This window comes from Caenimonas terrae, assembly GCF_042655405.1.
Lineage (GTDB): Bacteria > Pseudomonadota > Gammaproteobacteria > Burkholderiales > Burkholderiaceae_C > Ramlibacter > Ramlibacter terrae_A.
Genome location: NZ_JBHSMF010000006.1, coordinates 624453 through 648873, shown reverse-complemented (window position 1 = coordinate 648873; position 24421 = coordinate 624453). Strand labels below are relative to the sequence as shown.

Annotated in this window: 26 protein-coding genes; 13 read left to right on the top strand and 13 right to left on the bottom strand. The window is 69.4% G+C overall.

The annotated features are described in order from the left end of the window. The 3 genes from ACFPOE_RS09945 to ACFPOE_RS09935 form a co-directional block, all read right to left on the bottom strand. The gene (locus ACFPOE_RS09945) at positions 1-1086 is read right to left on the bottom strand and encodes an Ig-like domain-containing protein (protein WP_376849927.1); all 1086 of its coding nucleotides are present in this window, start codon (positions 1084-1086) and stop codon (positions 1-3) included. A gap of 131 nt (positions 1087-1217) precedes the next feature. Continuing rightward, positions 1218-2018, bottom strand: a complete 801-nt coding sequence (locus ACFPOE_RS09940) for a ferritin-like domain-containing protein (RefSeq protein ID WP_376849926.1) — start codon at positions 2016-2018, stop codon at positions 1218-1220. A 16-nt stretch (positions 2019-2034) separates the two neighbouring features. Then, positions 2035-3321, bottom strand: coding sequence for an SLC13 family permease (locus ACFPOE_RS09935; RefSeq protein WP_376849925.1), 1287 nt, complete (start codon positions 3319-3321; stop codon positions 2035-2037). A 117-nt stretch (positions 3322-3438) separates the two neighbouring features. Between ACFPOE_RS09935 and ACFPOE_RS09930 the strand changes: the two genes are divergently transcribed. Both ACFPOE_RS09930 and hslO read left to right on the top strand, forming a co-directional pair. After that, complete coding sequence (locus ACFPOE_RS09930; RefSeq protein WP_376849924.1) at positions 3439-3963, top strand: gamma carbonic anhydrase family protein; 525 nt, start codon at positions 3439-3441, stop codon at positions 3961-3963. Next, positions 3963-4940 carry an Hsp33 family molecular chaperone HslO gene (gene hslO, locus ACFPOE_RS09925; protein WP_376849923.1) on the top strand — a complete coding sequence of 326 codons (978 nt, stop codon included), beginning with the start codon at positions 3963-3965 and terminating at the stop codon, positions 4938-4940. The genes ACFPOE_RS09930 and hslO overlap by 1 nt, the downstream gene beginning before the upstream one ends. Positions 4941-4950: 10 nt before the next feature. Here hslO and ACFPOE_RS09920 read toward each other — a convergent pair whose 3' ends face one another. From ACFPOE_RS09920 to ACFPOE_RS09880, 9 genes are read right to left on the bottom strand one after another with little or no spacing between them, the layout of a single operon-like run. Further along, on the bottom strand, positions 4951-5616 hold the full coding sequence (locus ACFPOE_RS09920) for a class II aldolase/adducin family protein (protein WP_376849922.1): 666 nt from the start codon (positions 5614-5616) through the stop codon (positions 4951-4953). Continuing rightward, positions 5613-6869: a 3-oxo-tetronate kinase gene (gene otnK / locus ACFPOE_RS09915; protein ID WP_376849921.1), complete on the bottom strand. Its 1257-nt coding sequence runs from the start codon at positions 6867-6869 to the stop codon at positions 5613-5615. The genes ACFPOE_RS09920 and otnK overlap by 4 nt, the downstream gene beginning before the upstream one ends. Before the next feature lie 12 nt (positions 6870-6881). After that, the gene (locus ACFPOE_RS09910; protein ID WP_376849920.1) at positions 6882-7529 is read right to left on the bottom strand and encodes an AAA family ATPase; all 648 of its coding nucleotides are present in this window, start codon (positions 7527-7529) and stop codon (positions 6882-6884) included. Between the two features lie 16 nt (positions 7530-7545). Continuing rightward, positions 7546-7821, bottom strand: coding sequence for a septum formation initiator family protein (locus ACFPOE_RS09905; RefSeq protein ID WP_376849919.1), 276 nt, complete (start codon positions 7819-7821; stop codon positions 7546-7548). A gap of 19 nt (positions 7822-7840) precedes the next feature. Beyond that, positions 7841-9124, bottom strand: a complete 1284-nt coding sequence (gene eno / locus ACFPOE_RS09900) for a phosphopyruvate hydratase (RefSeq protein WP_376849918.1) — start codon at positions 9122-9124, stop codon at positions 7841-7843. A gap of 11 nt (positions 9125-9135) precedes the next feature. Continuing rightward, positions 9136-10131 carry a hypothetical protein gene (locus ACFPOE_RS09895; RefSeq protein ID WP_376849917.1) on the bottom strand — a complete coding sequence of 332 codons (996 nt, stop codon included), beginning with the start codon at positions 10129-10131 and terminating at the stop codon, positions 9136-9138. 8 nt (positions 10132-10139) lie between these two features. Further along, positions 10140-10430 (bottom strand): DUF1330 domain-containing protein, encoded by a 291-nt coding sequence (locus tag ACFPOE_RS09890; RefSeq protein ID WP_376849916.1) that lies wholly within the window; start codon positions 10428-10430, stop codon positions 10140-10142. 12 nt (positions 10431-10442) lie between these two features. Further along, on the bottom strand, positions 10443-11300 hold the full coding sequence (gene kdsA, locus ACFPOE_RS09885) for a 3-deoxy-8-phosphooctulonate synthase (protein ID WP_376849915.1): 858 nt from the start codon (positions 11298-11300) through the stop codon (positions 10443-10445). Continuing rightward, on the bottom strand, positions 11297-12997 hold the full coding sequence (locus tag ACFPOE_RS09880; protein WP_376849914.1) for a CTP synthase: 1701 nt from the start codon (positions 12995-12997) through the stop codon (positions 11297-11299). The genes kdsA and ACFPOE_RS09880 overlap by 4 nt, the downstream gene beginning before the upstream one ends. Positions 12998-13211: 214 nt before the next feature. Here ACFPOE_RS09880 and coaBC point away from each other — a divergent pair, with 214 nt between their 5' ends. From coaBC to ACFPOE_RS09865, 3 genes are all read left to right on the top strand, one after another. Further along, positions 13212-14447 carry a bifunctional phosphopantothenoylcysteine decarboxylase/phosphopantothenate--cysteine ligase CoaBC gene (gene coaBC / locus ACFPOE_RS09875; protein WP_376849913.1) on the top strand — a complete coding sequence of 412 codons (1236 nt, stop codon included), beginning with the start codon at positions 13212-13214 and terminating at the stop codon, positions 14445-14447. Beyond that, positions 14444-14890: a dUTP diphosphatase gene (gene dut, locus ACFPOE_RS09870; protein WP_376849912.1), complete on the top strand. Its 447-nt coding sequence runs from the start codon at positions 14444-14446 to the stop codon at positions 14888-14890. Before coaBC ends, dut begins: the two co-directional genes overlap by 4 nt. 150 nt (positions 14891-15040) lie before the next feature. Next, the gene (locus tag ACFPOE_RS09865) at positions 15041-15568 is read left to right on the top strand and encodes an outer membrane lipoprotein (protein WP_376849911.1); all 528 of its coding nucleotides are present in this window, start codon (positions 15041-15043) and stop codon (positions 15566-15568) included. 32 nt (positions 15569-15600) lie between these two features. On the opposite strand, the gene ACFPOE_RS09860 is transcribed toward ACFPOE_RS09865, so the two are convergent. After that, positions 15601-16119, bottom strand: coding sequence for an FKBP-type peptidyl-prolyl cis-trans isomerase (locus ACFPOE_RS09860; protein ID WP_376849910.1), 519 nt, complete (start codon positions 16117-16119; stop codon positions 15601-15603). Positions 16120-16142: 23 nt separating this feature from the next. Here ACFPOE_RS09860 and ACFPOE_RS09855 point away from each other — a divergent pair, with 23 nt between their 5' ends. The 8 genes from ACFPOE_RS09855 to ACFPOE_RS09820 all read left to right on the top strand — a co-directional run bounded on the left by ACFPOE_RS09855 (position 16143) and on the right by ACFPOE_RS09820 (position 24412). Then, positions 16143-17279 (top strand): JmjC domain-containing protein, encoded by a 1137-nt coding sequence (locus tag ACFPOE_RS09855; RefSeq protein ID WP_376850632.1) that lies wholly within the window; start codon positions 16143-16145, stop codon positions 17277-17279. Then, the gene (locus ACFPOE_RS09850; RefSeq protein ID WP_376849909.1) at positions 17272-17787 is read left to right on the top strand and encodes a hypothetical protein; all 516 of its coding nucleotides are present in this window, start codon (positions 17272-17274) and stop codon (positions 17785-17787) included. The genes ACFPOE_RS09855 and ACFPOE_RS09850 overlap by 8 nt, the downstream gene beginning before the upstream one ends. Before the next feature lie 146 nt (positions 17788-17933). Beyond that, positions 17934-18221: a hypothetical protein gene (locus ACFPOE_RS09845; protein ID WP_376849908.1), complete on the top strand. Its 288-nt coding sequence runs from the start codon at positions 17934-17936 to the stop codon at positions 18219-18221. Positions 18222-18371: 150 nt separating this feature from the next. Continuing rightward, complete coding sequence (locus tag ACFPOE_RS09840; protein WP_376849907.1) at positions 18372-20000, top strand: protein kinase domain-containing protein; 1629 nt, start codon at positions 18372-18374, stop codon at positions 19998-20000. A 1-nt stretch (position 20001) separates the two neighbouring features. Continuing rightward, a complete protein-coding gene (locus ACFPOE_RS09835; protein ID WP_376849906.1) occupies positions 20002-20934 on the top strand; it encodes a serine/threonine-protein kinase in 933 nt (310 codons plus the stop codon). Between the two features lie 11 nt (positions 20935-20945). Further along, positions 20946-21839 (top strand): response regulator, encoded by an 894-nt coding sequence (locus tag ACFPOE_RS09830; RefSeq protein WP_376849905.1) that lies wholly within the window; start codon positions 20946-20948, stop codon positions 21837-21839. Further along, positions 21836-22198 (top strand): response regulator, encoded by a 363-nt coding sequence (locus ACFPOE_RS09825; RefSeq protein WP_376849904.1) that lies wholly within the window; start codon positions 21836-21838, stop codon positions 22196-22198. Before ACFPOE_RS09830 ends, ACFPOE_RS09825 begins: the two co-directional genes overlap by 4 nt. A gap of 15 nt (positions 22199-22213) precedes the next feature. After that, positions 22214-24412 carry a chemotaxis protein CheA gene (locus ACFPOE_RS09820; protein ID WP_376849903.1) on the top strand — a complete coding sequence of 733 codons (2199 nt, stop codon included), beginning with the start codon at positions 22214-22216 and terminating at the stop codon, positions 24410-24412. Positions 24413-24421 lie beyond the last annotated feature (9 nt).

Genomic DNA, 24421 nt, shown 5'->3' with positions numbered 1-24421 from the left:
TCAGCGCGCGACGTCGAAGCTCCAGCCCTGGCGCACCATGTTGCCGGCCATGTCGCGCATGGTCACGTCCACGGTGTGGCGTCCCGGCGGCAGCGCGCCGACGAAGTTGAACGACTCGCGGTTGACCTGCGCTTCGCGCGTGACGTTGCGGCCGGACACGCTGATCTGCACGCTGTCCGGGTCGATGCCGCTGCCGCCGTGGTCGCCGAAGCGGGCCGCGATCCGCACCGGCGCGCCGGCCGGCACGACGTCGCCGTCGCGCGGGGAGAAGTCATACACCGACGGCGGCCGGTTGTCGCCGGCGGTGGGCCGCGCTTCGCCCATCGGCGGGCGCATCTCGCCGGCCGGGCGGTTGTCGGCGCCCGGGTGGGCCGCCGGCATCGCCAGGCTGGAGGTGACGACGCGGTCGCCGTTGCGCAGCGTGGCCACGAACGGGCGGTTCGGGTTGATGTTGTCGGCGCGGCGGATGGTGTAGCTGCCTTCATAGTGGCCGGGCCGCGTTTCGCGCAGGTGCAGGTCGCGCTCCACGCCGGGCATATCCACCGACACGGTCGATCCGGGCATGCCTTCCACGGCGAACTGCAGTTCGGCGCCGGGCTCGACGCGCTCCACCGGCATCATGCCGAAGCGCTCGATGCGCAGCGCCGGCACGACGGCCACGGGCGGCGCCGGCGGCGGGGTGACTGCCACCGGCGACTGGCCGTTCAGGACTTCCGCCATCGTGAAGGTTTCCACGCTGATGCGGTTGCCGCGCTTGAGCGTGGCGCGCACGTTGCTGTTGGGAGAGACGCGGTCGGTGCGCTTGAGCGTGTAGCGGCCGACGTAGACGCCGGGCGCCATCTCGCGCAACGGCACTGCGGCACGCAGGCCCTCGATGCGCACGGCGGCCTGGACCCTGGGCGTTCCGATCAGGCGAAAGCGCAGCATGGAGCCGGGTTGCAGGCCGGCATCGGCGTTGGCGTCGAGCGACTGCACTTCCGGGCTGGCCGGCTGGGCCATCACCGAGGCAGGGGCAGCGACCAGCACCATGGCTGCAGGCAGCAGGAACAGAGCGGACGTGACGTAATTGCGCAGATATTTCTTCATGAGTCGATTCCCAACGTTTTTGAACGAGATGGATATACAACGTCCGGCCGGTGCGCGGCGCGCACCTCCCGCTCGTGAAGAGCGTTGCCAAACGTATCGCCGGGGTCATCGTGGACGCAAAGCGGCGCGCCCTACATCAGCAACCGTGCCAGCTCCGTGTCAGTAAATCCCGCTTTCCGACGGGCGGCGTCGTTGAAGGGCGGATGGAGCTTCGGCGCGTCGTAGCGATCGGCCAGCACGCGGTAGTGCGCCACCGGGTCGAGTCCGTCCCGATCGCACAGCCAGCGGTACCAGCGGTTGCCGATCGCGACATGGCCGATCTCGTCGCGCAGGATGATCTCCAGGATGTCCACCGCGCGCAGCGCCGCGGCGCTGCCGACCTTGCGCAGCTTGTCCTGGATCTGCGGCGTGGCGTCGAGCCCGCGCGCCTCCAGCGTGCGCGGCACCAGCGCCATGCGCCCGAGCACGTCGTCGCTGGTTCGCTCGCACATCGACCACAGGTTGTCGTGGGCCGGCAGCTCGCCGTAGTCCATGCCCAGGGACTGCAGGTGCTCGCGCAGCAGGCTGAAGTGATGGGCCTCTTCGCCGGCCACCTTCATCCAGTCCAGGTAGTACTCGCGCGGCATGGCGTCGAAGCGCCAGGCCGCGTCCAGCGCCAGGTTGATCGCGTTGAACTCGATGTGGGCGATGGCGTGCAGCAGGGCCGCCAGGCCCTCGGGCGAGAAGGGCGAGCGCCGCGGCACCTTGGAAGGATGGATCAGCGCCGGCCGCGCCGGGCGTCCCGGCACCGGCGCCGACGGCAGCGGCGCGGCGGCAGCCACCGGCAATTGCACCGCCTGCTGCGCCGCGGCCTGCGCGGCGGCGACCTTTTGCTGCGGGTCCGCCGTGCACAGGGCCTGCAGTGCGAGGCGGCGCAGTTCCGGGGCCGTCATTGCCGTGCCGTCCGCATCAGAAGGCGTTCTGCAGCATCAGCGCGCCCAGCGCCAGCAGCAGGCTGACCGGCATCACGATGGCGCCGACCCGCAGGAAGTGCATCGCGGAAACGTTCTCGCCTTCGCGCCGGATCGCGATCAGCCACAGGATGGTCGCCAGCGAGCCGGTCACCGACAGGTTGGGCCCCAGGTCGATGCCCACCGCGATGGCGCTGCGCGCGAAAGTGGGAACGTCGGCCGCCGCCACCACCGAGCCGGCCACCAGCCCGGCCGGCAGGTTGTTCATCAGGTTGCACAGCACCGCCACCGCGATGCCCGCGCCCCAGGCCGATTCGCGCGGCGCCGCCGCGACCGCCGATTGCAGCGCCGCGCTCAGCGTCTGCACCACGCCGGTGGCGGCAAGCGCCTCCACCAGCACGAACAGCGCGGCCACCAGCAGCAGCACGCTCCACGACACTTCGCGCAGCAGCACCCAGGGCGACTCGCGCTTGCGCACCAGCACGGCGGCGGCGGCGGCGCCCGATGCCACCAGCGTCGGCCAGCCCAGCGGCCAGCCGGCCGCGGACGCCGCCAGCAGCGCCAGCGCCACCGCGCCGATGCCGGCAAAGGCCAGCTTGCCGGTGGCCGTGAGCGGGGGCACATCGATGTCGCCATGCACCGTGCCGGCCAGGTCGCCGGCGTGCAGCAGCCGCAGCGTGAAATAGGTGCCCGCGATGGCCGCCAGCGAGGGCGCGATGAATTGCGCCAGCCAGGGCAGCAGCGCCGGCAGCCGGTCGCCGAACACCACCAGGTTGGCCGGATTGGAGATCGGCAGCACGAAGCTGGCCGCATTGGCCACCAGCGCGCAGGCGAACAGGTAGGGCAGGGGCTTGACGCCGGCCTTCTTGGCGGCGGCATACACCGCCGGGGTCAGCACCACGGCGGTCGCGTCGTTGGACATGAAGACCGTCACCAGCACGCCGACGCCATAGACCAGGGCGAACAGCCGCCCGGCGCTGCCGTCGGCCCGCTGCACTGCCCGCGCCGCCACGTAGTCGAACAGGCCTTCGCGCCGCGCCAGTTCGGCCAGCACCATCATCCCGCCCAGGAACAGGTAGACGTCGTTACCCTTGCCGACGGCGCGCGCCGCATCGGCCCAGGGCAGCAGGCCGGCCAGCACCAGCAGCACCGCGCCGGCCAGCGCCCAGACGGCCTCGGGCACCCGCCAGGGCCGCAGGATGACGCCGGCGGTGGCGACGGCGGCGACCGACCAGGTGGCCAGGTTGACGCCCGAGGCGGCCGGGACGGCGAACGCTAGCGGCATCGGGCTGGCGCCATGGCGGGCGCTGCGGCGGCCGCGAGGGAGTTGGAAGCCGTGGTCGCCCGGCGATGAAGCTGCATCCCTACAATTCTAGGTTGCGTCAATTACGGAAACATCTTCATGGCCCTCTATGAACTCGACGGCAAGGCGCCGACGCTCGGCGCCGGCGCCTGGGTCGCCGACAGCGCGCAGGTGATCGGCAACGTGGAACTGGGCGAGAACGCCAGCGTCTGGTTCGGCGTGGTGGTGCGCGGCGACAACGAGACGATCCGCATCGGCCGCAACAGCAACGTCCAGGACCTGTCGGTGCTGCACTCCGACGCCGGCGTGCCGCTGACGCTGGGCGACAACGTCAGCGTCGGCCACCAGGTGATGCTGCATGGCTGCACCATCGGCGACGGCAGCCTGATCGGCATCCAGGCGGTGGTCCTGAACAACGCGAAGATCGGCCGCAACTGCATCGTCGGCGCCGGCAGCGTGGTCACCGAGGGCAAGGAGTTCCCCGACAACTCGCTGATCCTGGGCAGCCCGGCCAGGGTGGTGCGCACGCTGGACGAGAAGGGCCTGGCGATGCTGGGCTACATCGCCGCCCATTACGTCGAGAACGGCGAGCGCTATCGCCGCGGCCTGAAGAAGATCGGCTGATGTCCGAGCTGCACAAGTTCCTGTTCGACGGCCTGCCGGTGCGCGGCGCGATCGTGCGCCTGACCGACGCCTGGACCGAGATCCTGGCCCGCCGCAAGGCCAACACCGACGGCGGCGAGTGGCCGCAGGCGGTGCGCGAGCTGCTCGGCGAGATGGCGGCGGCCGGCGCGCTGATGCAGTCCAACATCAAGTTCAACGGCGCGCTGGTGCTGCAGATCTACGGCGACGGCCCGGTGAAGGTGGCGGTGGCCGAAGTGCAGCACGACCTCGCGCTGCGGGTGACGGCCAAGGTGGTGGGCGCGCTGGCGCCGCAGGCGCGGCTGCCCGAGCTGGTCAACGTCCACAACAAGGGCCGCTGCGCCATCACGCTCGACCCCAAGGACCGCTTTCCCGGCCAGCAGCCTTACCAGGGCGTGGTGCCGCTGCACGGCGACCACGGCGAGAAGCTGGATAAGCTCAGCCAGGTGCTGGAGCACTACATGCTGCAGTCCGAGCAGCTGGACACCACCCTGATCCTGGCGGCCGACGACAAGGTCGCGGCCGGCCTGATCATCCAGCGGTTGCCGGTCAAGGGCGAAGGCAACCTCGCCGGCTCGATGGTCAGCAAGGCCAACGAGGACGAGATCGGCCTGAACGAGGACTACAACCGGATCTCGATCCTGGCGGCCAGCCTCAAGCGCGAGGAGCTGCTGGAGCTGGACGTGGACACCGTCCTCACCCGCCTGTTCTGGGAGGAAAAGGTGCTTCGCTTCGAGCCGCAGGTGCCGCACTTCGCCTGCACCTGCAGCCGCGAGCGGGTCGGCAACATGATCCGCAGCCTCGGGCGCGAGGAGGCGGACGGCATCGTGGCCGAACGCGGCGAGATCGAGGTGGGCTGCGACTTCTGCGGCAAGCAGTACCGCTTCGATGCGGTCGATTCGGCCCAGCTCTTCACCGCGCCGGACGCCCAGCCGCCGGCGACGCCGACGGTTCAATAGCGCCGGGGCTTCACCAGCGCGCCGCGAAGGTGGCGCGCAGTTCCTCGATGGCGGCCGCGTCCAGCGGCTGCAGCGGCGCGCGGGCCAGGGTGACCAGGCGGGCCGTCTCCTCCAGTTCCTCCAGCACCGCCATCGCGGACGCCGGGCTGTCGTGCCAGACCACCGGCCCCAGGCGGTTCAGCATCACGGCGCGGATCGGCGTGCCGGCGTCGCCGTATTGCGCGATCAGCCTGGCCACCGCCTCGGCCGCCGCCGGCGCGCCCGGTCGGTGGTACGGAACGTGCGGCACATGGCCGACCTTCATCACGAAATAGGGCGTGACCGGCGCCAGCAGTTCCGGCTGCTGCGAGGCGAGGCTGAGCGCGACGCAATGCGTGCTGTGCGTGTGCAGCACGCAGCGGGTGCCGGCGTCATACGGCGACGCCGCAGCCACGATGCGCGCATGCAGCACCAATGTCTTGCTCGGGCGGTCGCCCGCCAGCTGGGCGCCCTGCGCATCGACATGCGACAGGCGCGCGGGGTCGAGCAAGCCCAGGCAGGCGTCGGTGGGCGTGATCAGGACCGAGCCGTCGTCCAGCCGGCAGCTGATGTTGCCGGCGGTGGCGTGCACGTAGCCGCGCTCGAACAGGCTGCGGCCGACCCGGCAGATCTCGTCGCGCGCCTGCGCTTCGTTCATTGCAGCATTCCGAAGGCCTTGGCGAAGAAATCCGGCGTGCCGAAGTTGCCGGACTTCAGCGCGATGTGCAGGCCCTGGCCGTCCGGGGTGAGCGCGTGGCACCAGGGCACGCCGGGGTCGATCTGCGGGCCGATCTGCAGCTGCGCCACGCCCAGCGCCTGCACGCAGGCGCCCGAGGTTTCGCCGCCCGCCACCACCAGCTGGCGCACGCCCAGCCGCACCAGGCCGGCGGCGATCGCGGCGATGGTGCGCTCCACCATCGCGCCGGACTGGTCGGTGCCCAGCCGGCCCTGGATCGCGGCGACGGCTGCCGGCTGCGCCGTCGAATAGACCAGCACCGGCCCGCCGGCCAGCAGGGGCGCGGCCCAGGCCAGCGCCTGCCCGGCGACGTCTTCTCCGGCGGCGATGCGCAGCGGGTCGACGGCCAGCGCGGGCCGGCCCGAGCGGATGAATTCCTGCACCTGCTGGTTGGTGGCCAGCGAGCAGCTGCCCGACACCACCGCCTGCAGTCCGGCCGGCGGCGGCAACTGGCTGGCGCGCGACGAGGGTTCGATGCCGAAGTTGGCCGGCAGGCCGATGGCGACGCCGGAGCCGGCCGTCACCAGCGCCATGCCCTTCAGCGCCGGTCCCAGGCGCAGCAGGTCGTCGTTGGAGACGGCGTCGACGATGGCGATGCCCACGCCCTGCGCCCTGAGTTCGGCGATCCGGCGCGCGATGGCGTCGGCGCTGTCGGCCACGGTGCGGTGGTCGATCAGGCCGACCTTGCGCCGGCACTGGGCCTGCAGCACGCGCACCAGGTTGGGGTCGTGCATCGGCGTGAGCGGGTGGTCCTGCATGCCCGATTCATTGAGCAGCAGCTCGCCGACGAACAGGTGGCCCTTGAACACGGTGCGCTTGTTGTCCGGGAAGGCCGGCGTCGCGATCGTGAAGTCGGTGCCCAACGCGTCCATCAGCGCCTCGGTCACCGGCCCGATGTTGCCCCGGGGCGTGCTGTCGAAGGTGGAGCAGTACTTGAAATAGATCTGCCGCGCGCCGTTGGCCCGCAGCCAGTGGAGGGCGGCCAGCGATTGCTCGATCGCCTGCGCCGGCGCGATGGTGCGCGACTTGAGCGCCACCACCACCGCATCGGCGTCCGCCTGCGCCGCCGCTGCCGGCACGCCGATGGCCTGCGTCACCCGCATGCCGGCGCGCACCAGATTGTTGGCCAGGTCGGTGGCGCCGGTGAAGTCGTCCGCGATGCAGCCCAGTTTCATGGTGGCGGCATCTTACGTCCTGGCCACCGCGTCCGGCAGCCCGGTCGCGATCGCCGTGAACAGCCGCAGTTCGCACTGCGGGTCGCTGCACTTGTCGCACACCCAGGTCCATGGCCGGCCGGCAGGGCCCGCAGGGGTAGGCGTGGCCGAATCGATGGCGGCCAGCGCGTTGGCGACCCGCTGCTCGCCCTGCCCGTACACCACGCGATAGGGAACGCCGGCAGCGGCCAGCGCCTGGCGCACCAGCGCATCCACCTGCTCGCGCACCTGCGGCCCCTGGCGCTGCAGGCCGTCCGCGACCCAGGGCAGGTCCAGGCCGGTGACCAGGGTGAGGTCGTAACGGCGCTGCCGCTCCAGGGCATAGCGATAGAGCTCGCCGTCCTCGAACAGCATGCCGCTGTAGATCGCCACCATCAGCGCCGTGGTGTCGGCGATGGCCACGTCCGCGCCGTGCGCCGCCTGCGTGACGAGCCGCTCCTGCTCGCGCGCGATCGGCAGCTGTTCCTCGGGCCGCGGCTCGCGGCCCTCGCGCTGGCACCAGTCGCGCAGCACTTCGGGGACCACGGCCACCGACTTGCCCTGCGCGCGCAGCCTGGCTGCGAGTTCGCCCGCCAGCCGGGTCTTGCCGGTGCTCTCGGCGCCGAGCAGCGCGATCTTCATCGGCGGGCGGCCCGGGCTACTTGGCGACCTGGACGAAGATCTCGTTGGGCTTGACCATGCCCAGCTCGCTGCGCGCCTTTTCCTCCACCATGTCCAGCCCTTCCCGGAGGTCGCGCACCTCGGAGGCCAGCCGCTCGTTGGCCTGCTGCGCCTGCGCGTTGCGCAGCTTCTGCTCCTCCAGCCGGTGCTGCAGCGAGGCGACGTTGCCCACGCTGCCGCGGCCGAACCACAGCTGCCCATGCACCACCGCCAGCAGCGCGATCAGCAGGGCCGGAACGATGCGGTTGGCCATTGGTGCGCGGGCGGGCGGTTCAGCGCAGGTTGTAGAAGGCCGAGCGGCCCGGATACGACGCGACGTCGCCCAGGTCTTCCTCGATCCGCAGCAGCTGGTTGTACTTGGCCATCCGGTCCGAGCGCGACAGCGAGCCGGTCTTGATCTGGCCGGCGTTGCTGCCCACCGCGATGTCGGCGATGGTGCTGTCCTCGGTCTCCCCCGAGCGGTGGCTGATGACGGCGGTGTAGCCGGCACGCTTGGCCATCTCGATGGCGGCGAAGGTCTCGGTCAGCGTGCCGATCTGGTTGATCTTGATCAGGATCGAATTGGCGATCTTCTTCTCGATGCCTTCCTTCAGGATCCTGGTGTTGGTGACGAACAGGTCGTCGCCCACCAGCTGCACCTGCCGTCCCAGCCGCTCGGTCAGCACCTTCCAGCCGTCCCAGTCCCCCTCGGCCATGCCGTCCTCGATGCTGATGATGGGGTACTTGCCGACCCAGCCGGCCAGCATGTCGGTCCACTCGCCGGCGCCCAGCGACAGGCCTTCGGCCTCCAGCCCGTAGCGGCCGTCCTTGTAGAACTCGCTGGCGGCGCAGTCCAGGCCCAGGGCGATCTGCTCGCCGGGCCGGTAGCCGGCCTTCTCGATCGCCTCCAGGATCATCTGGATCGCGGCCTCGTGGTTGGCCACGTTGGGGGCGAACCCGCCCTCGTCGCCGACTGCCACGCTCATGCCCTTGTCGTTGATGATCTTCTTGAGCGCGTGGAACACCTCGGCGCCATAGCGCACCGCTTCGCGAAAGCTCGGCGCGCCGACCGGGATGATCATCAGCTCCTGCAGGTCCAGGTTGTTGTTGGCGTGGGCGCCGCCGTTGACCACGTTCATCATCGGCACCGGCATCTGCATGCCGCCCATGCCGCCGAAGTAGCGGTACAGCGGCAGCCCCGATTCCTCGGCGGCGGCGCGCGCCACCGCCATCGAGACGGCCAGCATCGCGTTGGCGCCCAGCCGGCCCTTGTTCTCGGTTCCGTCCAGGTCGATCAGCGTCTTGTCCAGGAAGGCCTGCTCGGAGGCGTCCAGGCCCAGCACCGCTTCGGAGATCTCGGTGTTGACGTGCTCCACCGCCTTGAGCACGCCCTTGCCCAGGTAGCGGCCCTTGTCGCCGTCGCGCAGCTCGATCGCCTCGCGCGAGCCGGTGGAGGCGCCCGAGGGCACGGCCGCGCGGCCCATGGTTCCCGATTCCAGCAGCACGTCGCATTCGACGGTGGGATTGCCGCGCGAGTCCAGGATTTCGCGGCCGACGATGTCAACGATTGCGCTCATTCAAGCTCCGGTTAATACAAACGATATGCGTACAGCTGCTTCAGCCCGACGCCGATCCAGCCTTCGGGGGTCTTGCCCGGCGCCACCGCCTGGCGGTTGATCTCGGTCTGCACGCCGATCAGGCTGATGCCGTAGCCGGACAGGTCGGTGGAATACTTGCCGCCCTTCGCGTTCAGGTCCGTCACCGCCGCCAGCAGCTGGGCGCTGGAAACCGTGAAAGCATACCAATGCCATTGCGCCCAGGGCCGGCTGGCCGTGACATGGCTGACCTGGTGCGTCACCGGATTGTCGAACTTGGACAGGTAGCGGCCGCGGCTGCGGTACACGGGATTGATGTAGGGGATGTTCTGGTCCAGGCCGGTCGAATCCCGGCTTTGCGCGCCGGGCGCAAAGCCGGCCAGGAACAGCGTCGGCTGCATCCAGAAGAAGTGGCCGTCGCCGTCGTGGATCTGGAGCTGGGCCGTCGCATAGCCCTTGGCACCGGCCAGCATCTTCGCGCTCGGGATCTTGAGGCTGAATTCCATGCCGAAGCGCGAGGCCGGGGTCTGCCACGGGCGCGGCATCTGGTCCGCCGCCCAGGCGACGTTGGCCTGCATGTTGACGAAGCGATGGGCCGGATCGTCCGACAACGGCGCACAGCCGGTCTTCATCACCCAGCCGGCGCTGCCCACGTCCAGGCCCTTGCCGGCTTCCACCTGGAACGCGCTGCACTCGCCCGCGCCGTGCTGCTTCTCGTCGGCCGGCTCCTTGCCGTCCAGCCCGGTGTATTCGCCGACCGGCCAGGTGGATGCTTCGGAGAAGGCGGACTCGCCGTACTCGCCATGGACGAAGTGCAGCACGCCGGCCGGCCGCGGCTGGCCGGCGCGCAGGCTTTCCAGCGAAAAGATGCGGCCGTCCAGCGAGCCGAGCGCCTCCGGCTTGTAGTAATAGTCGATCGCCGACCAGCGCTGCGACTGCGCATGGACCGCGCCCGCGGCCAGCAGCAACGCCAGGACAAGGGCTTTCAACGGCAGCCTCAAACGCCTTCGATCAGCACCATCCGCATCACGGCGATGCCTTCGCGCGCCCGGCGGGCGGCGGCGTATTCGGTGGAGTCGTAGAACTTGCGGGCCTGTTCGACCGAGGGGAACTTGAGCAGCACCGCGCGGGCCGGGCTCCAGTCGCCTTCCAGCACCTCGACCTTGCCGCCGCGCACGCAGACCTCGGCGCCGTGCGCCTTCATCGCGATGCTGGACAGGCGCTTGTACTCTTCGTAGGCCTGCGGATTCTTCACGTCCACGTCGGCAAGGATGTAGGCACTGCTCATGACGTTTCCCCTTCAGGCGTTGAAGTTGTCTTCCAGGTAGCCGTTCTTCTTGGTCACCCGGTCCAGCGCCAGCAGCGTTTCCAGCAGCGCCTTCATGTGCTTGAGCGGGACGGCGTTGGGGCCGTCCGACATCGCCTTGGCCGGATCGGGATGGGTTTCCATGAACAGGCCGGCGATGCCGACAGCCACCGCGGCGCGCGCCAGCACCGGCACCATCTCGCGCTGGCCGCCCGAACTGGTCCCCTGGCCGCCCGGCAGCTGCACCGAATGGGTGGCGTCGAACACCACCGGCGCGCCGGTCTCGCGCATGATCGCCAGCGAGCGCATGTCCGACACCAGGTTGTTGTAGCCGAAGCTGGCGCCGCGCTCGCAGGCCATGAAGCTGTCTTCCGGCAGGCCCTTTTCCCTGGCTGCGGCGCGCGCCTTGTCGATCACGTTCTTCATGTCGTGCGGCGCCAGGAACTGGCCCTTCTTGATGTTCACCGGCCGGCCGGACTGGGCGACGGCGCGGATGAAATCGGTCTGGCGGCACAGGAAGGCGGGGGTCTGCAGCACGTCGGCGACCTTCGCCACTGCGGCGATCTCGTTCTCGCCGTGCACGTCGGTGAGGATCGGCAGGCCCAGGTCTTTCTTCACCTTGGCCAGGATCTCCAGCCCGCGCTGCATGCCGGGGCCGCGGAAGCTGGTGCCCGAGGAGCGGTTGGCCTTGTCGTAGCTGCTCTTGAAGATGAAGGGGATGCCGAGCGCGGAGGTGATTTCCTTGAGCGCGCCGGCCGTGTCCATCTGCAGCTGCTCCGACTCCACCACGCAGGGGCCGGCGATCAGGAAGAACGGCTGGTTCAGGCCGATCTCGAACCCGCACAGCTTCATGCCACGACCTTCAGCGGCTTGGCGGCCTGCGTCACGGGGGCGGTGCCGGCCTCGCGGTCGGCCTGGTGCTCCACCGCCGCCTTGATGAAGGAGTTGAACAGCGGGTGGCCGTCCCACGGGGTCGACTTGAATTCCGGGTGGAACTGCACGCCCATGAACCAGGGGTGCACGTCCTGCGGCAGCTCCACGATCTCGGTGAGGTGCTCGCGCTGCGTCAGCGCGGAAATCACCAGGCCGGACTTGCGCAGCTGGTCCAGGTAATTCACGTTGGCCTCGTAGCGGTGGCGGTGCCGCTCGTTGACCACGTCGCCGTAGATCTTGTGCGCCAGCGTGCCCGGCATCACGTCCGAGCTCTGCGCGCCCAGCCGCATCGTGCCGCCCAGGTCCGACGTGTGGTCGCGGGTCTTGATGGTGCCGTCGCTGTCCTTCCATTCGGTGATCAGGGCGATCACCGGGTGCGGCGTGGCGGGTTCGAACTCGGTGCTGTTCGCATCCTTGAGGCCGGCGACGTCGCGCGCGTATTCGATGGTGGCCACCTGCATGCCCAGGCAGATGCCCAGGTAGGGCACCTTGTGCTCGCGGGCGAAGCGGGCGGCGCCGATCTTGCCTTCGATGCCGCGCTTGCCGAAGCCGCCCGGCACCAGCACCGCGTCGTACTTGGCCAGCTGCTCGACGCTCTCGGGCGTGATGGTTTCCGAATCCACGTAGTCGATCTTGACCCGCACGTGGTTCTTCATGCCGGCGTGGCGCAGCGCCTCGTTGAGCGACTTGTAGCTGTCCGACAGGTCCACGTACTTGCCGACCATCGCGATCGTCACTTCGCCCTGCGGGTTTTCCGTCTCGTGCACCAGCGCGTCCCAGCGCTTGAGGTTGGCCGGCGGCGTGTTCAGCCGCAGCTTGTCGCAGATCAGCCCGTCCAGGCCCTGCTCGTGCAGCATGCGCGGCACCTTGTAGATGGTGTTCACGTCCCACATCGAGATCACGCCCCACTCGGGCACGTTGGTGAACAGCGAGATCTTGGCCCGCTCGTCCTCCGGGATCGCGCGGTCGGCGCGGCACAGCAGGGCGTCGGCCTGGATGCCGATCTCGCGCAGCTTCTGCACCGTGTGCTGGGTCGGCTTGGTCTTGAGCTCGCCGGCGGCCGCGATCCACGGCACGTAGGTCAGATGGACGAAGGCGGTGTTGTTGGGGCCCATGCGCAGGCTCATCTGCCGCACCGCCTCCAGGAAGGGCAGCGACTCGATGTCGCCGACCGTGCCGCCGATCTCCACGATCGCCACGTCGGCGGCGTCCGGCTGGCCGTAGTGGGCGCCGCGCTTGATGAATTCCTGGATCTCGTTGGTGATGTGCGGGATCACCTGCACCGTCTTGCCCAGGTAGTCGCCGCGGCGTTCCTTCTCCAGCACCGACTGGTAGATCTTGCCGGTGGTGAAGTTGTTCACCTTGCCCATGCGGGTGGTGATGAAGCGCTCGTAGTGGCCCAGGTCCAGGTCGGTCTCGGCGCCGTCGTCGGTGACGAACACCTCGCCGTGCTGGAAGGGGGACATGGTGCCCGGATCGACGTTGATGTACGGATCGAGCTTGATGAGGGTGATCTTGAGGCCCCGCGATTCGAGAATCGCAGCTAAGGAGGCTGAGGCGATTCCCTTGCCGAGGGAGGACACCACACCGCCGGTGACGAAGACGAATTTGGTCATGTCAGGTCGGAAGGGGCTCTTCCGGGAGGTGGTAAAGCGAAATTATACCGGCGGGGCGAAGGGGAGCGGGAGCGGGGCAAGGACGCAGAAGACGCAGAAGGATTCAAGACCCATTGAAGGTTTTGATTTCTGCGTCTTCTGCGTCGTTTCTGCGCTTTCTGCGTCCGGTTGTCCGCTTTGGCTGTCCGCTTTGCGTATTTGCTACATTGCGCGGATGAATGACCTCGCCGGCAAGCACATCGTCCTGGGACTGTCGGGGGGCATCGCCTGCTACAAGTCGGCGGAACTGTGCCGGGCGTTGATCAAGGAAGGGGCGACGGTCCAGGTCGTGATGACCGACGCGGCGGAGCAGTTCATCACGGCGGTGACCATGCAGGCGCTGTCGGGCCGGCCGGTCTACACCTCGCAGTGGGACGCGCGCGAGCCGAACAACATGCCGCACATCAACCTCTCGCGCGGCGCCGATGCGATCCTGGTGGCGCCCTGCAGCGCCGACTTCATGGCCAAGCTGCTGCACGGCGGCGCCGACGAACTCCTGAGCCTGATGTGCCTGGCGCGGCCGATCGACAAGGTGCCGCTGCTGCTGGCGCCGGCGATGAACCGCGAGATGTGGGCCCATCCGGCCACCCAGCGCAACATGGCGCAACTGGGCGCCGACGGCGCCCACATCCTGGGCGTGGGCTCGGGCTTCCAGGCCTGCGGCGAGACCGGCGACGGCCGCATGCTGGAGCCGGCCGAACTGCTGCAGGACGTGGTGGCCTTCTTCCAGCCGAAGGTGCTGGCCGGCAAGCGCGTCCTGATCACCGCCGGGCCGACCTTCGAGGCGATGGACCCGATCCGCGGCATCACCAACCATTCGTCCGGCAAGATGGGCTTCGCCATCGCGCGCGCGGCCCGCGAGGCCGGCGCCGACGTCACGCTGGTGGCCGGGCCGGTGGCGCTGGCCACGCCGCGCGGTGTCGCCCGGGTGGACGTCCAGTCGGCGCGCCAGATGCTGGACGCCACATTGGCCGAGACGCCGCGCGCCGACGTGTTCGTCGCCACCGCGGCGGTGGCCGACTGGCGGCCGGCGAACACCAGCGACGAGAAGATCAAGAAGGACGGCTCCGGCGCCGCGCCTACGGTGCGTTTCACCGAGAACCCCGACATCCTGCTGACGGTGGCGCAGGGCGAGCGCGCGCGCAAGGGCGCGCTGTTCTGCGTCGGCTTTGCCGCCGAAAGCCACGACCTGGTGGCGCACGCGCAGGCCAAGCGGGCCCGCAAGGGAATTCCGCTGCTGGTCGGCAACATCGGGCCGCTCACCTTCGGGCTGGACGACAACCAGCTGCTGCTGGTGGACGAGCACGGGGTGCGCGAGTTGCCGCGCGCTTCCAAGCTGGTGCTGGCCCGCACCCTGGTGGCGGAGATCGCCCGCCGCATGTTCGCAGATTCCCGCACTCCCAGCCCATGAACATCGACCTCAAAGTGCTCGATCCGCGGATGGCGGACCAGTTGCCCTCCTATGCCACGCCCGGCAGCGCCGGCCTGGACCTGCGCGCCTGCATCGACCAGCCGCTGACGCTGGAGCCGAACGGCTGGCGGCTGGTGCCGACCGGCATCGCGATCTACATCAAGGACCCCGGTTTTGCGGCGCTGATCCTGCCGCGCTCGGGCCTGGGGCACAAGCACGGCATCGTGCTGGGCAACCTGGTCGGACTGATCGACAGCGACTACCAGGGCCAGCTGATGGTGAGCGCCTGGAACCGCAGCGACGTCGCCTTCACGCTGCAACCGATGGAGCGGCTGGCTCAGCTGGTGATCGTGCCGGTGGTGCAGGCGACGTTCAACGTGGTCGACGAATTTCCGCTGAGCCAGCGCGGCGAGGGCGGCTACGGGTCCACCGGCAAGGGCTGAAAAGCCGGGCCCTCCTACGGGGGCCGGGCTGCACTCCTACAGACAAGCGAGCCATTGGCCGCTCTGCGGCCGGCCGTGGGCGGTCTCCAATCGGCAGACAGGGTGGGCCCGATGGCGTCACCATGGTTCAACAATCATCAGGAGATTCATATGCGCACACTCGCTACCATCGCTTCCGTCACCGTGCTGGCCGCCACCCTGGCTGCCTGCGGCACCGTTGATCCGTACGGCCCGAACAACTACCCGGTGAGCTCCACCTCGACGACGACGACGTATCCGGCCACCTATCCCGCCTCCACCTATCCGAACGCGACGGTGAGCAGCAACATGGTCGAATTCGGCCGTGTCTCCAACATCGAAGTGATCCAGGCCAACACGGCGCCGCGCGGCAACAGCACGGCCGGCACCATCATCGGCGGCGTGGTCGGCGCGGCCCTGGGCAACACCATCGGCGCCGGCAACGGCCGCGCAGCTGCAACCGTTCTGGGCGCCGTCGGCGGCGCAGTGGTGGGCAACAACATCGCCCGCAACCGTGACGGCACGTACAACAGCAACGTGTACCGCATCAGCGTGCAGACCGACAACGGCCAGTGGCGCTCCTACGACGTGTCAGCCACCGGCGACCTGCGCGTGGGCGACCGCGTGCGCATCGAGAACAACGTCCTGTACCGTTCGTAATGCGATAGGGCCCGGCCGCCGCGGCGGCCGGGTCAGTGCAGCAGCCCGCTCCCAGGAGCCTGCGGCTGCACGGTAAAAAAGCCGGTGCCGCAGCTGCCCCGGCCGATCTCGGCTTCCGTGGCCTCGCGGACCGCTTCCACCTTGAGCGCCAGCCGGATCGCAATGCCGGCCAGCGGATGGTTGCCGTCCAGCACCACCTGCTCGGGATAGATCTCCGTCACGGTGTAAACCACATCACGCGGCGCGTCCTTGCTTCCGCCTTCGGGAATGCCTTCAAAGGTCATTCCTTCCTCCAGGTCGGTCGGGAACAGTTCCCGCGGTTCCAGAAACACCAGGTTCTCGTTGTAGTCGCCGAAGGCTTCCTCGGGCTCGAGGTGCAGGTCCAGCTTGTCGCCCGCTTCATGCCCCTGCAGGGCCTCCTCGATCCGCGCCAGCAGGTCGGCGCCGCCGACCAGGAACTCCACCGGCTCGTCCAGTTCGTCCAGCACTTCGCCAAGGGTGTCCTTGAGCGTCCAGGTCAGTGCGACCACGCATTGGGGTGTGATTTCCATAGGAGAATTGTCGCACCTTGACCCTGCCCACCACACAACCCCTCGCTCTCCTGGGCGGCCTGAGCCCGCAGCAGTTCATGCAGCGCTACTGGCAGAAGAAACCGCTGCTGGTGCGCGGCGCCGTGCCGGGCCTCAAGCCGCTGCTGAGCCGCTCCGAGCTGTTCGGGCTGGCCGCGCGCGACGAGGTGGAATCCCGGCTGGTGGTGCGCAACGCGAGCAGCTGGTCGATGCGGCGCGGCCCGCTGCCGCGCCGGTCGCTGCCCCCGCTGACGCAAGCCGACTGGTCCTTGCTGGTGCAGGGCGTGGACCTGCACGAGGACAAGGCGCATGCGCTGTTGTCGCAGTTCCGCTTCGTCCCGGACGCCCGCGTCGACGACCTGATGATCAGCTGGGCCAGCGACGGCGGCGGCGTCGGCCCGCATTTCGACAGCTACGACGTCTTCCTGCTGCAGGCCCAGGGCCGGCGGCGCTGGCGCATCGGCAAGCAGCAGGACCTGCAGCTGCAGGAGGGCGTCCCGCTGAAGATTCTGGCGAATTTCCAGCCGCAGCAGGAGTACCTGCTGGAGCCGGGCGACATGCTCTACCTGCCGCCGCGCTACGCCCATGACGGCACCGCCGTGGGGGAATGCCAGACCTATTCGATCGGCTTTCGCGCGCCGGGGCGCGGCGAGCTGGCACGCGAGTTGCTGCAGCGCCTGGCCGAGGACGCCGACGACGAAGCCGGGACGGCGCTTTACCGCGACGCCGGCGCCCCGGCGGTGGATCACCCGGCTGCGATACCGGCCGGGCTGCAGCAGTTCGCGGCCGATGCCGTGCGCGCCGCCTTGGCGGATCCGCTGGCGCTGGACCGGGCCCTGGGCGAGTACCTGACCGAGCCCAAGCCCAACGTCTGGTTTGACACGGCCGCGGCGCCGCGCTCGCTCGGGGCGGTGGCGCTGGACCGGCGCAGCCGCATGATGCACGATGGCCAGCATGTGTTCCTCAACGGCGAGAGCTGGCGTGCCGGCGGGCGCGACGCCACGCTGATGCGGCGGCTGGCGGATCGGCGCAGTCTGTCCGCGGCGGAGGTCGGGCGCGCCAGCGCGGGCGCGATCGACCTCCTGCGCGACTGGTGCGAAGCGGGGTGGCTGCACCCGCAACAGGAGGCCGGCAATGGATGACGACAAGGGCCAGGACCAGAAACAGGCGCCGCTGACGGCGGGGCGGTTCGCCGGCCGCGTGGATTTCCAGCAGCTGGTGCGCGATGCGCTGGCGCGGGCCGCGCAGGAGGGCTGGCGGGAACTGATCCTCAGCGATCCGGACTTCGCCGACTGGCCGCTGGGCGAGCGCGCGGTGGCCGAATCGCTGGGCGCCTGGTCCGCCGCCGGGCGCCGCTGCACGCTGCTGGCCTGCCGCTTCGACGAGCTGGCCGTGCGCCATGCGCGCTTCGTCAGCTGGCGCCGCAGCTGGTCCCACATCATCGAGGCGCGCGCCTGCGGATCGGCCGATCCGCTGGAGTTTCCCAGCGCGATCTGGAGCCCGGCGTGGGTCATGCAGCGGCTCGATCCGGAGCGCTGCAACGGCTACGCCGGGCCGGAGCCGGAGCGGCGCCTGCTGTTGCGCGAGAGCCTGAACGAATGGCTGGCCAAGAGCAGCCCGTCCTTCGCCGCCACGACGCTGGGTCTGTAAAGATCAGGGTTTGTGCGGGTGCGCAGAAAAGCGGCATATAATTGAAGGCTGAGCAAGGAGCTCGAGTCCCTTGGTCAGTCCCATCCGGCCATCCCGGCCAATGCGGACGATTTCCGGAAATTGTTCACTCCATAAGGAAACCTGAAATGAAGAATTCGCTAGTCCTGGCGACCCTGTTCGCAGCCGTGGCCCTGGCCGCTTGCAGCAAGACCGAAGCCCCGGCCCCCGCCCCCGCACCGGCTCCCGCCACCACCGTCGTCGTGCCGCCGGCACCGGCACCGGCTCCCGACGCTGGCGCTGCTGCCGCCGCTGGCGCTGCCAACAACGCTGCCGCTTCGGCAAACAACGCCGCCGGCGCTGCCAACGCTTCGGCTGGCTCGGCCGACTCGGCTGCCAAGGCTGCAGCCGACGCTGCATCCGCCGCCAAGAAGTAATTCTTCCGGCCCGGCTGAAAGCCGCCTTCGGGCGGCTTTTTTGTTTTTTGGCACAAGGGGCCGTGACTTTTCTGGCACGGCGTCATTTCCTTTAATTGAAACTAACGGAAACTACTTGTTACCAAATGCGTTTTTGCGATATCGTCAGGCATGCCCTTCGAAGATGCCGAATCGCAGCCCGAATTCGTTCCGACCCAGGCCCCGGCGGCAGTGTCGGATTTCGGCCCGTCGGCGATGGAATCGCGCGAAAGCCGCAGCAGCGAATGGCCGGTGGCGACCGTCGCCACCTTCCTGTATGCGCGCCTGCACAACTTTGCGGCCGCCTGCCAGGCCATGTCCGCCACCGAACTGACCGCATTCGTCAACGACGTGCGCCACATGCTCTCGGACGCCGTCGTCAAGCTCGGCGGCGAGATCGCCCAGCGCCGGCCGGATTCGATCCTGGCGGTGTTCTCCAACGCGCCGGAAGCGCGCAAACCCGATCATGCCCAGCGCGGCCTGCACGCCGCCATCCTGGCCGTGCACGAAGCGGTGCAACTGGCCACCCGCATCGGGGCCCAGCCGGACATGGCTTCGCTGCCCCCGTTGACGCTGGCGGTGGGCGTCCATCTGGGCGCCGCCGACGTGACGCCCCGGGCCAACGGCGCCAAGGGCATGGTGACAGCGGTGGGCGAGGCGGTGGAACTCGCGCGCCTTCTTGAAGTGACGGCCACCGACCTGCACTGGAGCATCGCCACGTCCGCCGCTACCAGCCTGGCCGCGGCCGGCCGGGCCGAGAAGGGCCGCATCGGCTCGCTGGGCCTGCCCGACGAATCGTTCATCGACATCGTCGAGGTGACCGGCCTGGTGCCGCGCCGCGGATCGCAGACCCCGCCGCGCATGTTCGAGCTGCTGCGCGATTCGATCGCCGCCAACCAGCAGTGGCGCAAGCGCTCCACCGGCGGCGCGTCGGTGACCAGCCCGGCGGCAGCGATCCATCCGGGCAGCCACCTGCTGGTGGAAGGCTACCGGGTGCTGCGCAAGATCGGGGAAGGCGGGATGGCGTCGATCTTCCTGGCCGAGGCCGGCGACGGCGGCCCGCCGCAGGTGCTGAAGGTGGTGCGCATGGACGCCAGCGCCAACAACGACAGCCTGCAGCGCTTCATCCAGGAATTCGCCCTGCTCGAGCAGGTGAGCCACCCCAACGTCGCGCGCATCTTCCGCCAGGACTTCTCGCTCGGCCATGCCTACATCGCGATGGAGTATTTCCCCAGCGGCGACCTGGCGGCGCGGCTGCGGCGGCCGCTGGACGCCCGCACGGCGATCGATTACCTCAAGCAGACCGCTGCCGGCCTGGGCGCCATCCACGCCGTCGGCATCGTGCACCGCGACCTCAAGCCAGACAATCTGATGCTGCGCCAGGACGGCAGCCTGGCGCTGGCCGACTTCGGCGTCGCCAAGCAGGTCTCGATGCTGATCACTGACACCGGCGACGGCGACATCGTCGGCACGCCGTATTACCTCAGTCCCGAGCAGGCCACCGGCCAGCCGGTGGACGCGCGTTGCGACCTCTACAGCCTGGGCGTGATGGCCTATGAAATGCTGACCGGCCGCAAGCCCTATCACGCCAACACCGCGCAGGAGCTGCTGTCCAGGCACGTCAACGATCCGGTGCCGGTGCTTGGGGCGCCGCACGAGCACCTGCAGCCCGTGCTGGAGCGGATGATGGCCAAGGACCGCGACCAGCGCTATCCGTCGGCCAGCGCCCTGCTCGACGACCTGCAGCAGCGGGGCATCTGACATGACGCAATCCTTCGCGCCCGACCACTCGACGCTGCTCGACCACCGGCGCCCGCGCCGCGGCCACGCCGTCAGCCGGCGTCCCCATGCAGGCACGGGCGGCCTGCCGTGCGTGGCCGGTTATCACCTGCTGGGCAAGGTGGGCGAGGGCCGGCTGGCAACGGTCTACCTGGCGCAGGACATCGATGGCGCCGAGGTGGCCCTGAAGATGCTGCGGCCCGGCCACGCGGACAAGGCCGCGAGGGCGGCGGCGTTCACGCGCGAGTTCGGCATCCCCGCGGCGATCCAGAGCCGGCACGTGGTGAAGGTGTTCGAGCAGCTGGCGGTCGACGGCGACTGCGCGATCGCGATGGAATACCTGGGCGGCGGCGATGTCGGCCGGCTGATCGCCGGCGGCCTGGTGCCCGATGCGGCGCTCGTGCTGGCGCGCCAGGCCGCGCTGGCGCTGGACGCGCTGCACCTGCGCGGCTTTGCCCATGGCGACGTCAAGCCGGCCAACCTGATGCTGCGCACCTCCGGCGAGGTGGTCCTGGTGGACTTCGGGACCGCGCGCGCGTGCGATGCGGCCGAGCCTGCGGCGCCCGCCGGCGTGGTGGTGGGGACGCCGCGCTATGCGGCGCCCGAGCGATCGCAGCTCGGCACGGTGGCCCCGGCGGCCGACGTCTACAGCCTGGGGGTCGTGCTGTTCGAAATGCTGTGCGGCAGGCCGCCCTTTCCCGGGCAGACCTTGCTGGAGGTGTTGTCCCAGCACCTGATGGCGCCGGTGCCGCGGCTGCCGGCTGCGCTGGCGCGGTTCCAGCCGCTGGTGGACGCGATGCTGTGCAAGCAGCCCCATGACCGGTTGCAGGACGGCCGTGCGGTCCTGGGCCAGATCGAACTTCTAACGGGTGCGCCAGCGCATCCAGCGCCGATGGGCGCATTCGCAAGCAGGTGACAAAGGTGAGCATGAACGACCAATTCCTAGTGGACGTGATCGGGTTCAACCCGGTCGAGCGCTCCATGCTGGCCAGCATTTTCGCGCTGGCCGCCAGGCGCGACCCGGGCTTCGCCCAGTACGACCCGACGGCGGGAGGCGACAGCCCCCACCTCTACCTGGTCGACATCGACAACCCGGAAGCTGCCAAGCAGTTCCAGGCGCTGAGCAAGGTGGCTGCCCTGCCGGCGGTGCTGGTGGGGACCGCGCCCGCCGGCGCCCGCAACACGGTGCTGGCCCGTCCGGTGCAATGGGCCCGGCTGCTGCAGGCGCTGGAGGCGACCGCGCTGGCGGCCGAACCCGGCGGTGAGCTGGCGGCAGTGGAAGACTCCACGTTGCCGCTGGGCCGCAGCAATGCCGGGGCCCTGGGCCGCAGCAATGCCGGCGCGCTCGGCTCCAGGGCCTCGGCCGAACCTTCGATCCCGGACCAGGCGTCCAAGCGCCGGGCGCTGGGCGACGCGGTGCTGGTGGTGGACGACAACGCCACGGTCCGCATGTTCATGAAGGCCAAGCTCGCACCCTTCGGCTTCGAGGTGGACTACGCCGAAACCGGCGAGGAAGCGGTGGGCCTGACCGGCTCGCGCGAATACGCGTGCGTGTTCCTGGACGTGGTGCTGCCCGGCATCGACGGCTACCAGGTCTGCAAGCTGATCAAGTCGAACAAGCAGGCCATCAAGAAGACTGCCGTCGTCATGCTGACCAGCCGCAGCTCCCCGTTCGACAAGCTGCGCGGCTCGCTGGCGGGCTGCGACGAATATCTGACCAAGCCCCTGGACGAGAACCGCCTGCTGGAAACGATTGCGCAGTTCATCCCCAGCACCCGCAAACGCGACAAGACGAAAACCGCAACAGGTGAGAAAAAATGAGCAAATCGATTCTGGTCGTCGACGACACGCGTTCCATGCGCAAGATGGTCGCCGCCGTGCTGCAGGGCGCCGGCTACGAAGTCGCGGAGGCGGGCGACGGCGTCGAGGCGCTGGAGCTGGCCCGCGAGCGGGTCTACGACCTGGTCGTGACCGACCACAACATGCCGCGCATGGATGGCGTCACGCTGGTGCGCGAACTGCGCTCGCTGCCGAACTACGACCCGGTGGCGCTGATCGTGCTGTCGACCGAGGTCAGCCCGGAACTCAAGCAGAAGGGCCGCGATGCCGGCGCCAGCGGCTGGATGGCCAAGCCCTTCGATCCGCAACGCATGCTCGACATCGTCGGCAAGTTCATCTAGAGCGGGAGCAGATCGATGTCGCAGCTTTCCAGCGCCCTCGGCGATGCCGACACGTTCCGGGAGATCTTCTTCGAGGAGACCCAGGAGCACCTGGCCAACGTCGAGGCGATCCTGCTGCGGCTGGACACCGATGCGCCGCTGCCGGACGACCTCAACGCGATCTTCCGCGCGGTCCACTCGATCAAGGGCAGCGCCGGCATGCTGGGCTGCACCGACATGGCGGCGCTGACGCACCTGCAGGAAAACCTGCTCGACCTGCTGCGCAAGGGCGAGCGGCCGATCGGCAAGGGCGACATCGACGCCATGCTCAAGGCCGGCGACACCGTGCGATCGCAGGTGCTGCACCACCGCGGGCTGCTGAGCGCGGCGCCGGACAGCTCGCAGGTCGAAGCCATGATGCTGGAGCGCGTGCGCCTGCCGTCGACCGACGCGCCGGGCATGCAGGCCGGCCAGCTGGTGCGCAACTTCACGGTTCGCCTGGCTCCGCTGGCCGAGCCGATTGACGACGCCGAACTCGACATGATGCTGCAAGGCCTGGGCGAGATGGGCGTGGTGGAGAACACCGTGGTCGACAACGTCGCCGGCGGCTCCGTGCGGTTCGACGTCAGCCTGCAGGGGGCCGCGGCGGATCTGCAGAGCGTGCTGTCGCTGGTGGTGGCGCCCGACCAGATCTCCATCGAGACCCGGTCCGATGGCGCGCCCGATCCGGTGGCGGAGGCGGCTGCCGTGCTGGCCCAGGCCGCCGCCGTGGTCGACGGCGACGAATTCTTCGTCGATCCGGCGCAGTTCAAGCGGCGCGGCCATGCGGCCGATCCGTCGCTGTCGGCGGCGCCGAAGGCAGCGGCCCAGCCGACGTCCGCGCACGCCGCCACGCCGGTGGACCTGTTCGTCACGCCGGAACAATTGAAGGCGCAGCGCGCCCCGGTTGCGGTGCGGGAGCCGGCCGAACCGGCGGACCACCATGAGGCGCCGTCGCCGGCCGCCGACAGCCTGCGCCGCGGCGCAGACCAGCAGGCGCACGCCGGCGGCTCGGACGCGTTCATCCGGGTCGCCACCGAGAAGGTCGACCTGCTGGTCAACCTGGTGGGCGAGCTCGTGATCACCGAAGCCATGCTGGCGCGCCACGGCGCCCTGGCCGAAACCGGCGCGGCCAGCCACTATGGCGGCAACACCGGGCTGGCGGACCTGTCGCGCCACACCCGCAACCTGCAGGAAGCGGTGCTTGCGATCCGCATGCTGCCGATCTCCAACGTCTTTTCCCGCTTTCCGCGGCTGGTGCGCGAACTCGCGCTGCGGCTGGGCAAGCGGGTGGAGGTGCGGATGTCCGGCGAGGGGACGGAACTGGACCGCGGCCTGATCGAAAAGATCTCGGACCCCCTGACCCACCTCGTGCGCAACGCCGTCGACCACGGCCTGGAATCGCCCGAAGCGCGGATCGCGGCCGGCAAGCCGCCGGTGGGCGTGGTCAACCTGCGCGCCAGCCAGCGCGGCGGCAACATCGTGATCGAGGTCAGCGACGATGGCCGCGGGCTGGACGTGGAACGCATCCGCGCCCGCGCCGCCGAGCGCGGCATGGCCGTGCCCGCCGATGCGCCGGACGAAGAGGTGTGGGCCCTGATCTTCGAGGCCGGCTTCTCCACCGCGGAGGAGGTGACGGACGTGTCGGGGCGCGGCGTCGGCATGGACGTGGTCAAGCGCAATATCCAGTCGCTCAACGGCACGATCGACCTGTTCTCGACGCCGGGGCAAGGCACCCGCGTGACCGTCAGCGTGCCGCTGACCCTGGCCATCATGGAAGCGATGACGGTTTCCGTCGGCGGCGAGATCTACGTGCTGCCGCTGGCCTGCGTCGCCGAATCGCGCAGCGTCGATCCCGCCGATCTGCACACGCTGCCGGGGCAGGGCGACACGCTGCGGGTGCGCGACGACTACCTGCCGGTGCTGCAGCTGGCCAGGCTGTTCCCGCCCCGGGTGCCGTCGGCGCAGGGCGGCGGCATCGCCGTGATCGTGGAAACCGACGGCTGCGACGCCGCCTTGCTGGTGGACGAACTGGTCGGCCAGCAGCAGGTGGTGGTCAAGAGCCTGGAAACCAATTTCCGCAAGGTGCCGGGACTGTCGGGTGCGACAGTGATGGGCGACGGCTCGGTGGCGCTGATCCTGGACGTCGGCCACCTGGTGCGGCTGGCCGGCCGCGAAGGCGCCCTGCTGCTGTAGCGCGCAGCC

Bases quoted from the DNA above. Each gene is read 5' to 3' on its own strand.
- ACFPOE_RS09945 (WP_376849927.1), bottom strand. From the start codon at position 1,086: ATGAAGAAATATCTGCGCAATTACGTCACGTCCGCTCTGTTCCTGCTG.
- ACFPOE_RS09940 (WP_376849926.1), bottom strand. From the start codon at position 2,018: ATGACGGCCCCGGAACTGCGCCGCCTCGCACTGCAGGCCCTGTGCACG.
- ACFPOE_RS09935 (WP_376849925.1), bottom strand. From the start codon at position 3,321: ATGCCGCTAGCGTTCGCCGTCCCGGCCGCCTCGGGCGTCAACCTGGCC.
- ACFPOE_RS09930 (WP_376849924.1), top strand. From the start codon at position 3,439: ATGGCCCTCTATGAACTCGACGGCAAGGCGCCGACGCTCGGCGCCGGC.
- hslO (WP_376849923.1), top strand. From the start codon at position 3,963: ATGTCCGAGCTGCACAAGTTCCTGTTCGACGGCCTGCCGGTGCGCGGC.
- ACFPOE_RS09920 (WP_376849922.1), bottom strand. From the start codon at position 5,616: ATGAACGAAGCGCAGGCGCGCGACGAGATCTGCCGGGTCGGCCGCAGC.
- otnK (WP_376849921.1), bottom strand. From the start codon at position 6,869: ATGAAACTGGGCTGCATCGCGGACGACTTCACCGGCGCCACCGACCTG.
- ACFPOE_RS09910 (WP_376849920.1), bottom strand. From the start codon at position 7,529: ATGAAGATCGCGCTGCTCGGCGCCGAGAGCACCGGCAAGACCCGGCTG.
- ACFPOE_RS09905 (WP_376849919.1), bottom strand. From the start codon at position 7,821: ATGGCCAACCGCATCGTTCCGGCCCTGCTGATCGCGCTGCTGGCGGTG.
- eno (WP_376849918.1), bottom strand. From the start codon at position 9,124: ATGAGCGCAATCGTTGACATCGTCGGCCGCGAAATCCTGGACTCGCGC.
- ACFPOE_RS09890 (WP_376849916.1), bottom strand. From the start codon at position 10,430: ATGAGCAGTGCCTACATCCTTGCCGACGTGGACGTGAAGAATCCGCAG.
- kdsA (WP_376849915.1), bottom strand. From the start codon at position 11,300: ATGAAGCTGTGCGGGTTCGAGATCGGCCTGAACCAGCCGTTCTTCCTG.
- ACFPOE_RS09880 (WP_376849914.1), bottom strand. From the start codon at position 12,997: ATGACCAAATTCGTCTTCGTCACCGGCGGTGTGGTGTCCTCCCTCGGC.
- coaBC (WP_376849913.1), top strand. From the start codon at position 13,212: ATGAATGACCTCGCCGGCAAGCACATCGTCCTGGGACTGTCGGGGGGC.
- dut (WP_376849912.1), top strand. From the start codon at position 14,444: ATGAACATCGACCTCAAAGTGCTCGATCCGCGGATGGCGGACCAGTTG.
- ACFPOE_RS09865 (WP_376849911.1), top strand. From the start codon at position 15,041: ATGCGCACACTCGCTACCATCGCTTCCGTCACCGTGCTGGCCGCCACC.
- ACFPOE_RS09860 (WP_376849910.1), bottom strand. From the start codon at position 16,119: ATGGAAATCACACCCCAATGCGTGGTCGCACTGACCTGGACGCTCAAG.
- ACFPOE_RS09850 (WP_376849909.1), top strand. From the start codon at position 17,272: ATGGATGACGACAAGGGCCAGGACCAGAAACAGGCGCCGCTGACGGCG.
- ACFPOE_RS09845 (WP_376849908.1), top strand. From the start codon at position 17,934: ATGAAGAATTCGCTAGTCCTGGCGACCCTGTTCGCAGCCGTGGCCCTG.
- ACFPOE_RS09840 (WP_376849907.1), top strand. From the start codon at position 18,372: ATGCCCTTCGAAGATGCCGAATCGCAGCCCGAATTCGTTCCGACCCAG.
- ACFPOE_RS09835 (WP_376849906.1), top strand. From the start codon at position 20,002: ATGACGCAATCCTTCGCGCCCGACCACTCGACGCTGCTCGACCACCGG.
- ACFPOE_RS09830 (WP_376849905.1), top strand. From the start codon at position 20,946: ATGAACGACCAATTCCTAGTGGACGTGATCGGGTTCAACCCGGTCGAG.
- ACFPOE_RS09825 (WP_376849904.1), top strand. From the start codon at position 21,836: ATGAGCAAATCGATTCTGGTCGTCGACGACACGCGTTCCATGCGCAAG.
- ACFPOE_RS09820 (WP_376849903.1), top strand. From the start codon at position 22,214: ATGTCGCAGCTTTCCAGCGCCCTCGGCGATGCCGACACGTTCCGGGAG.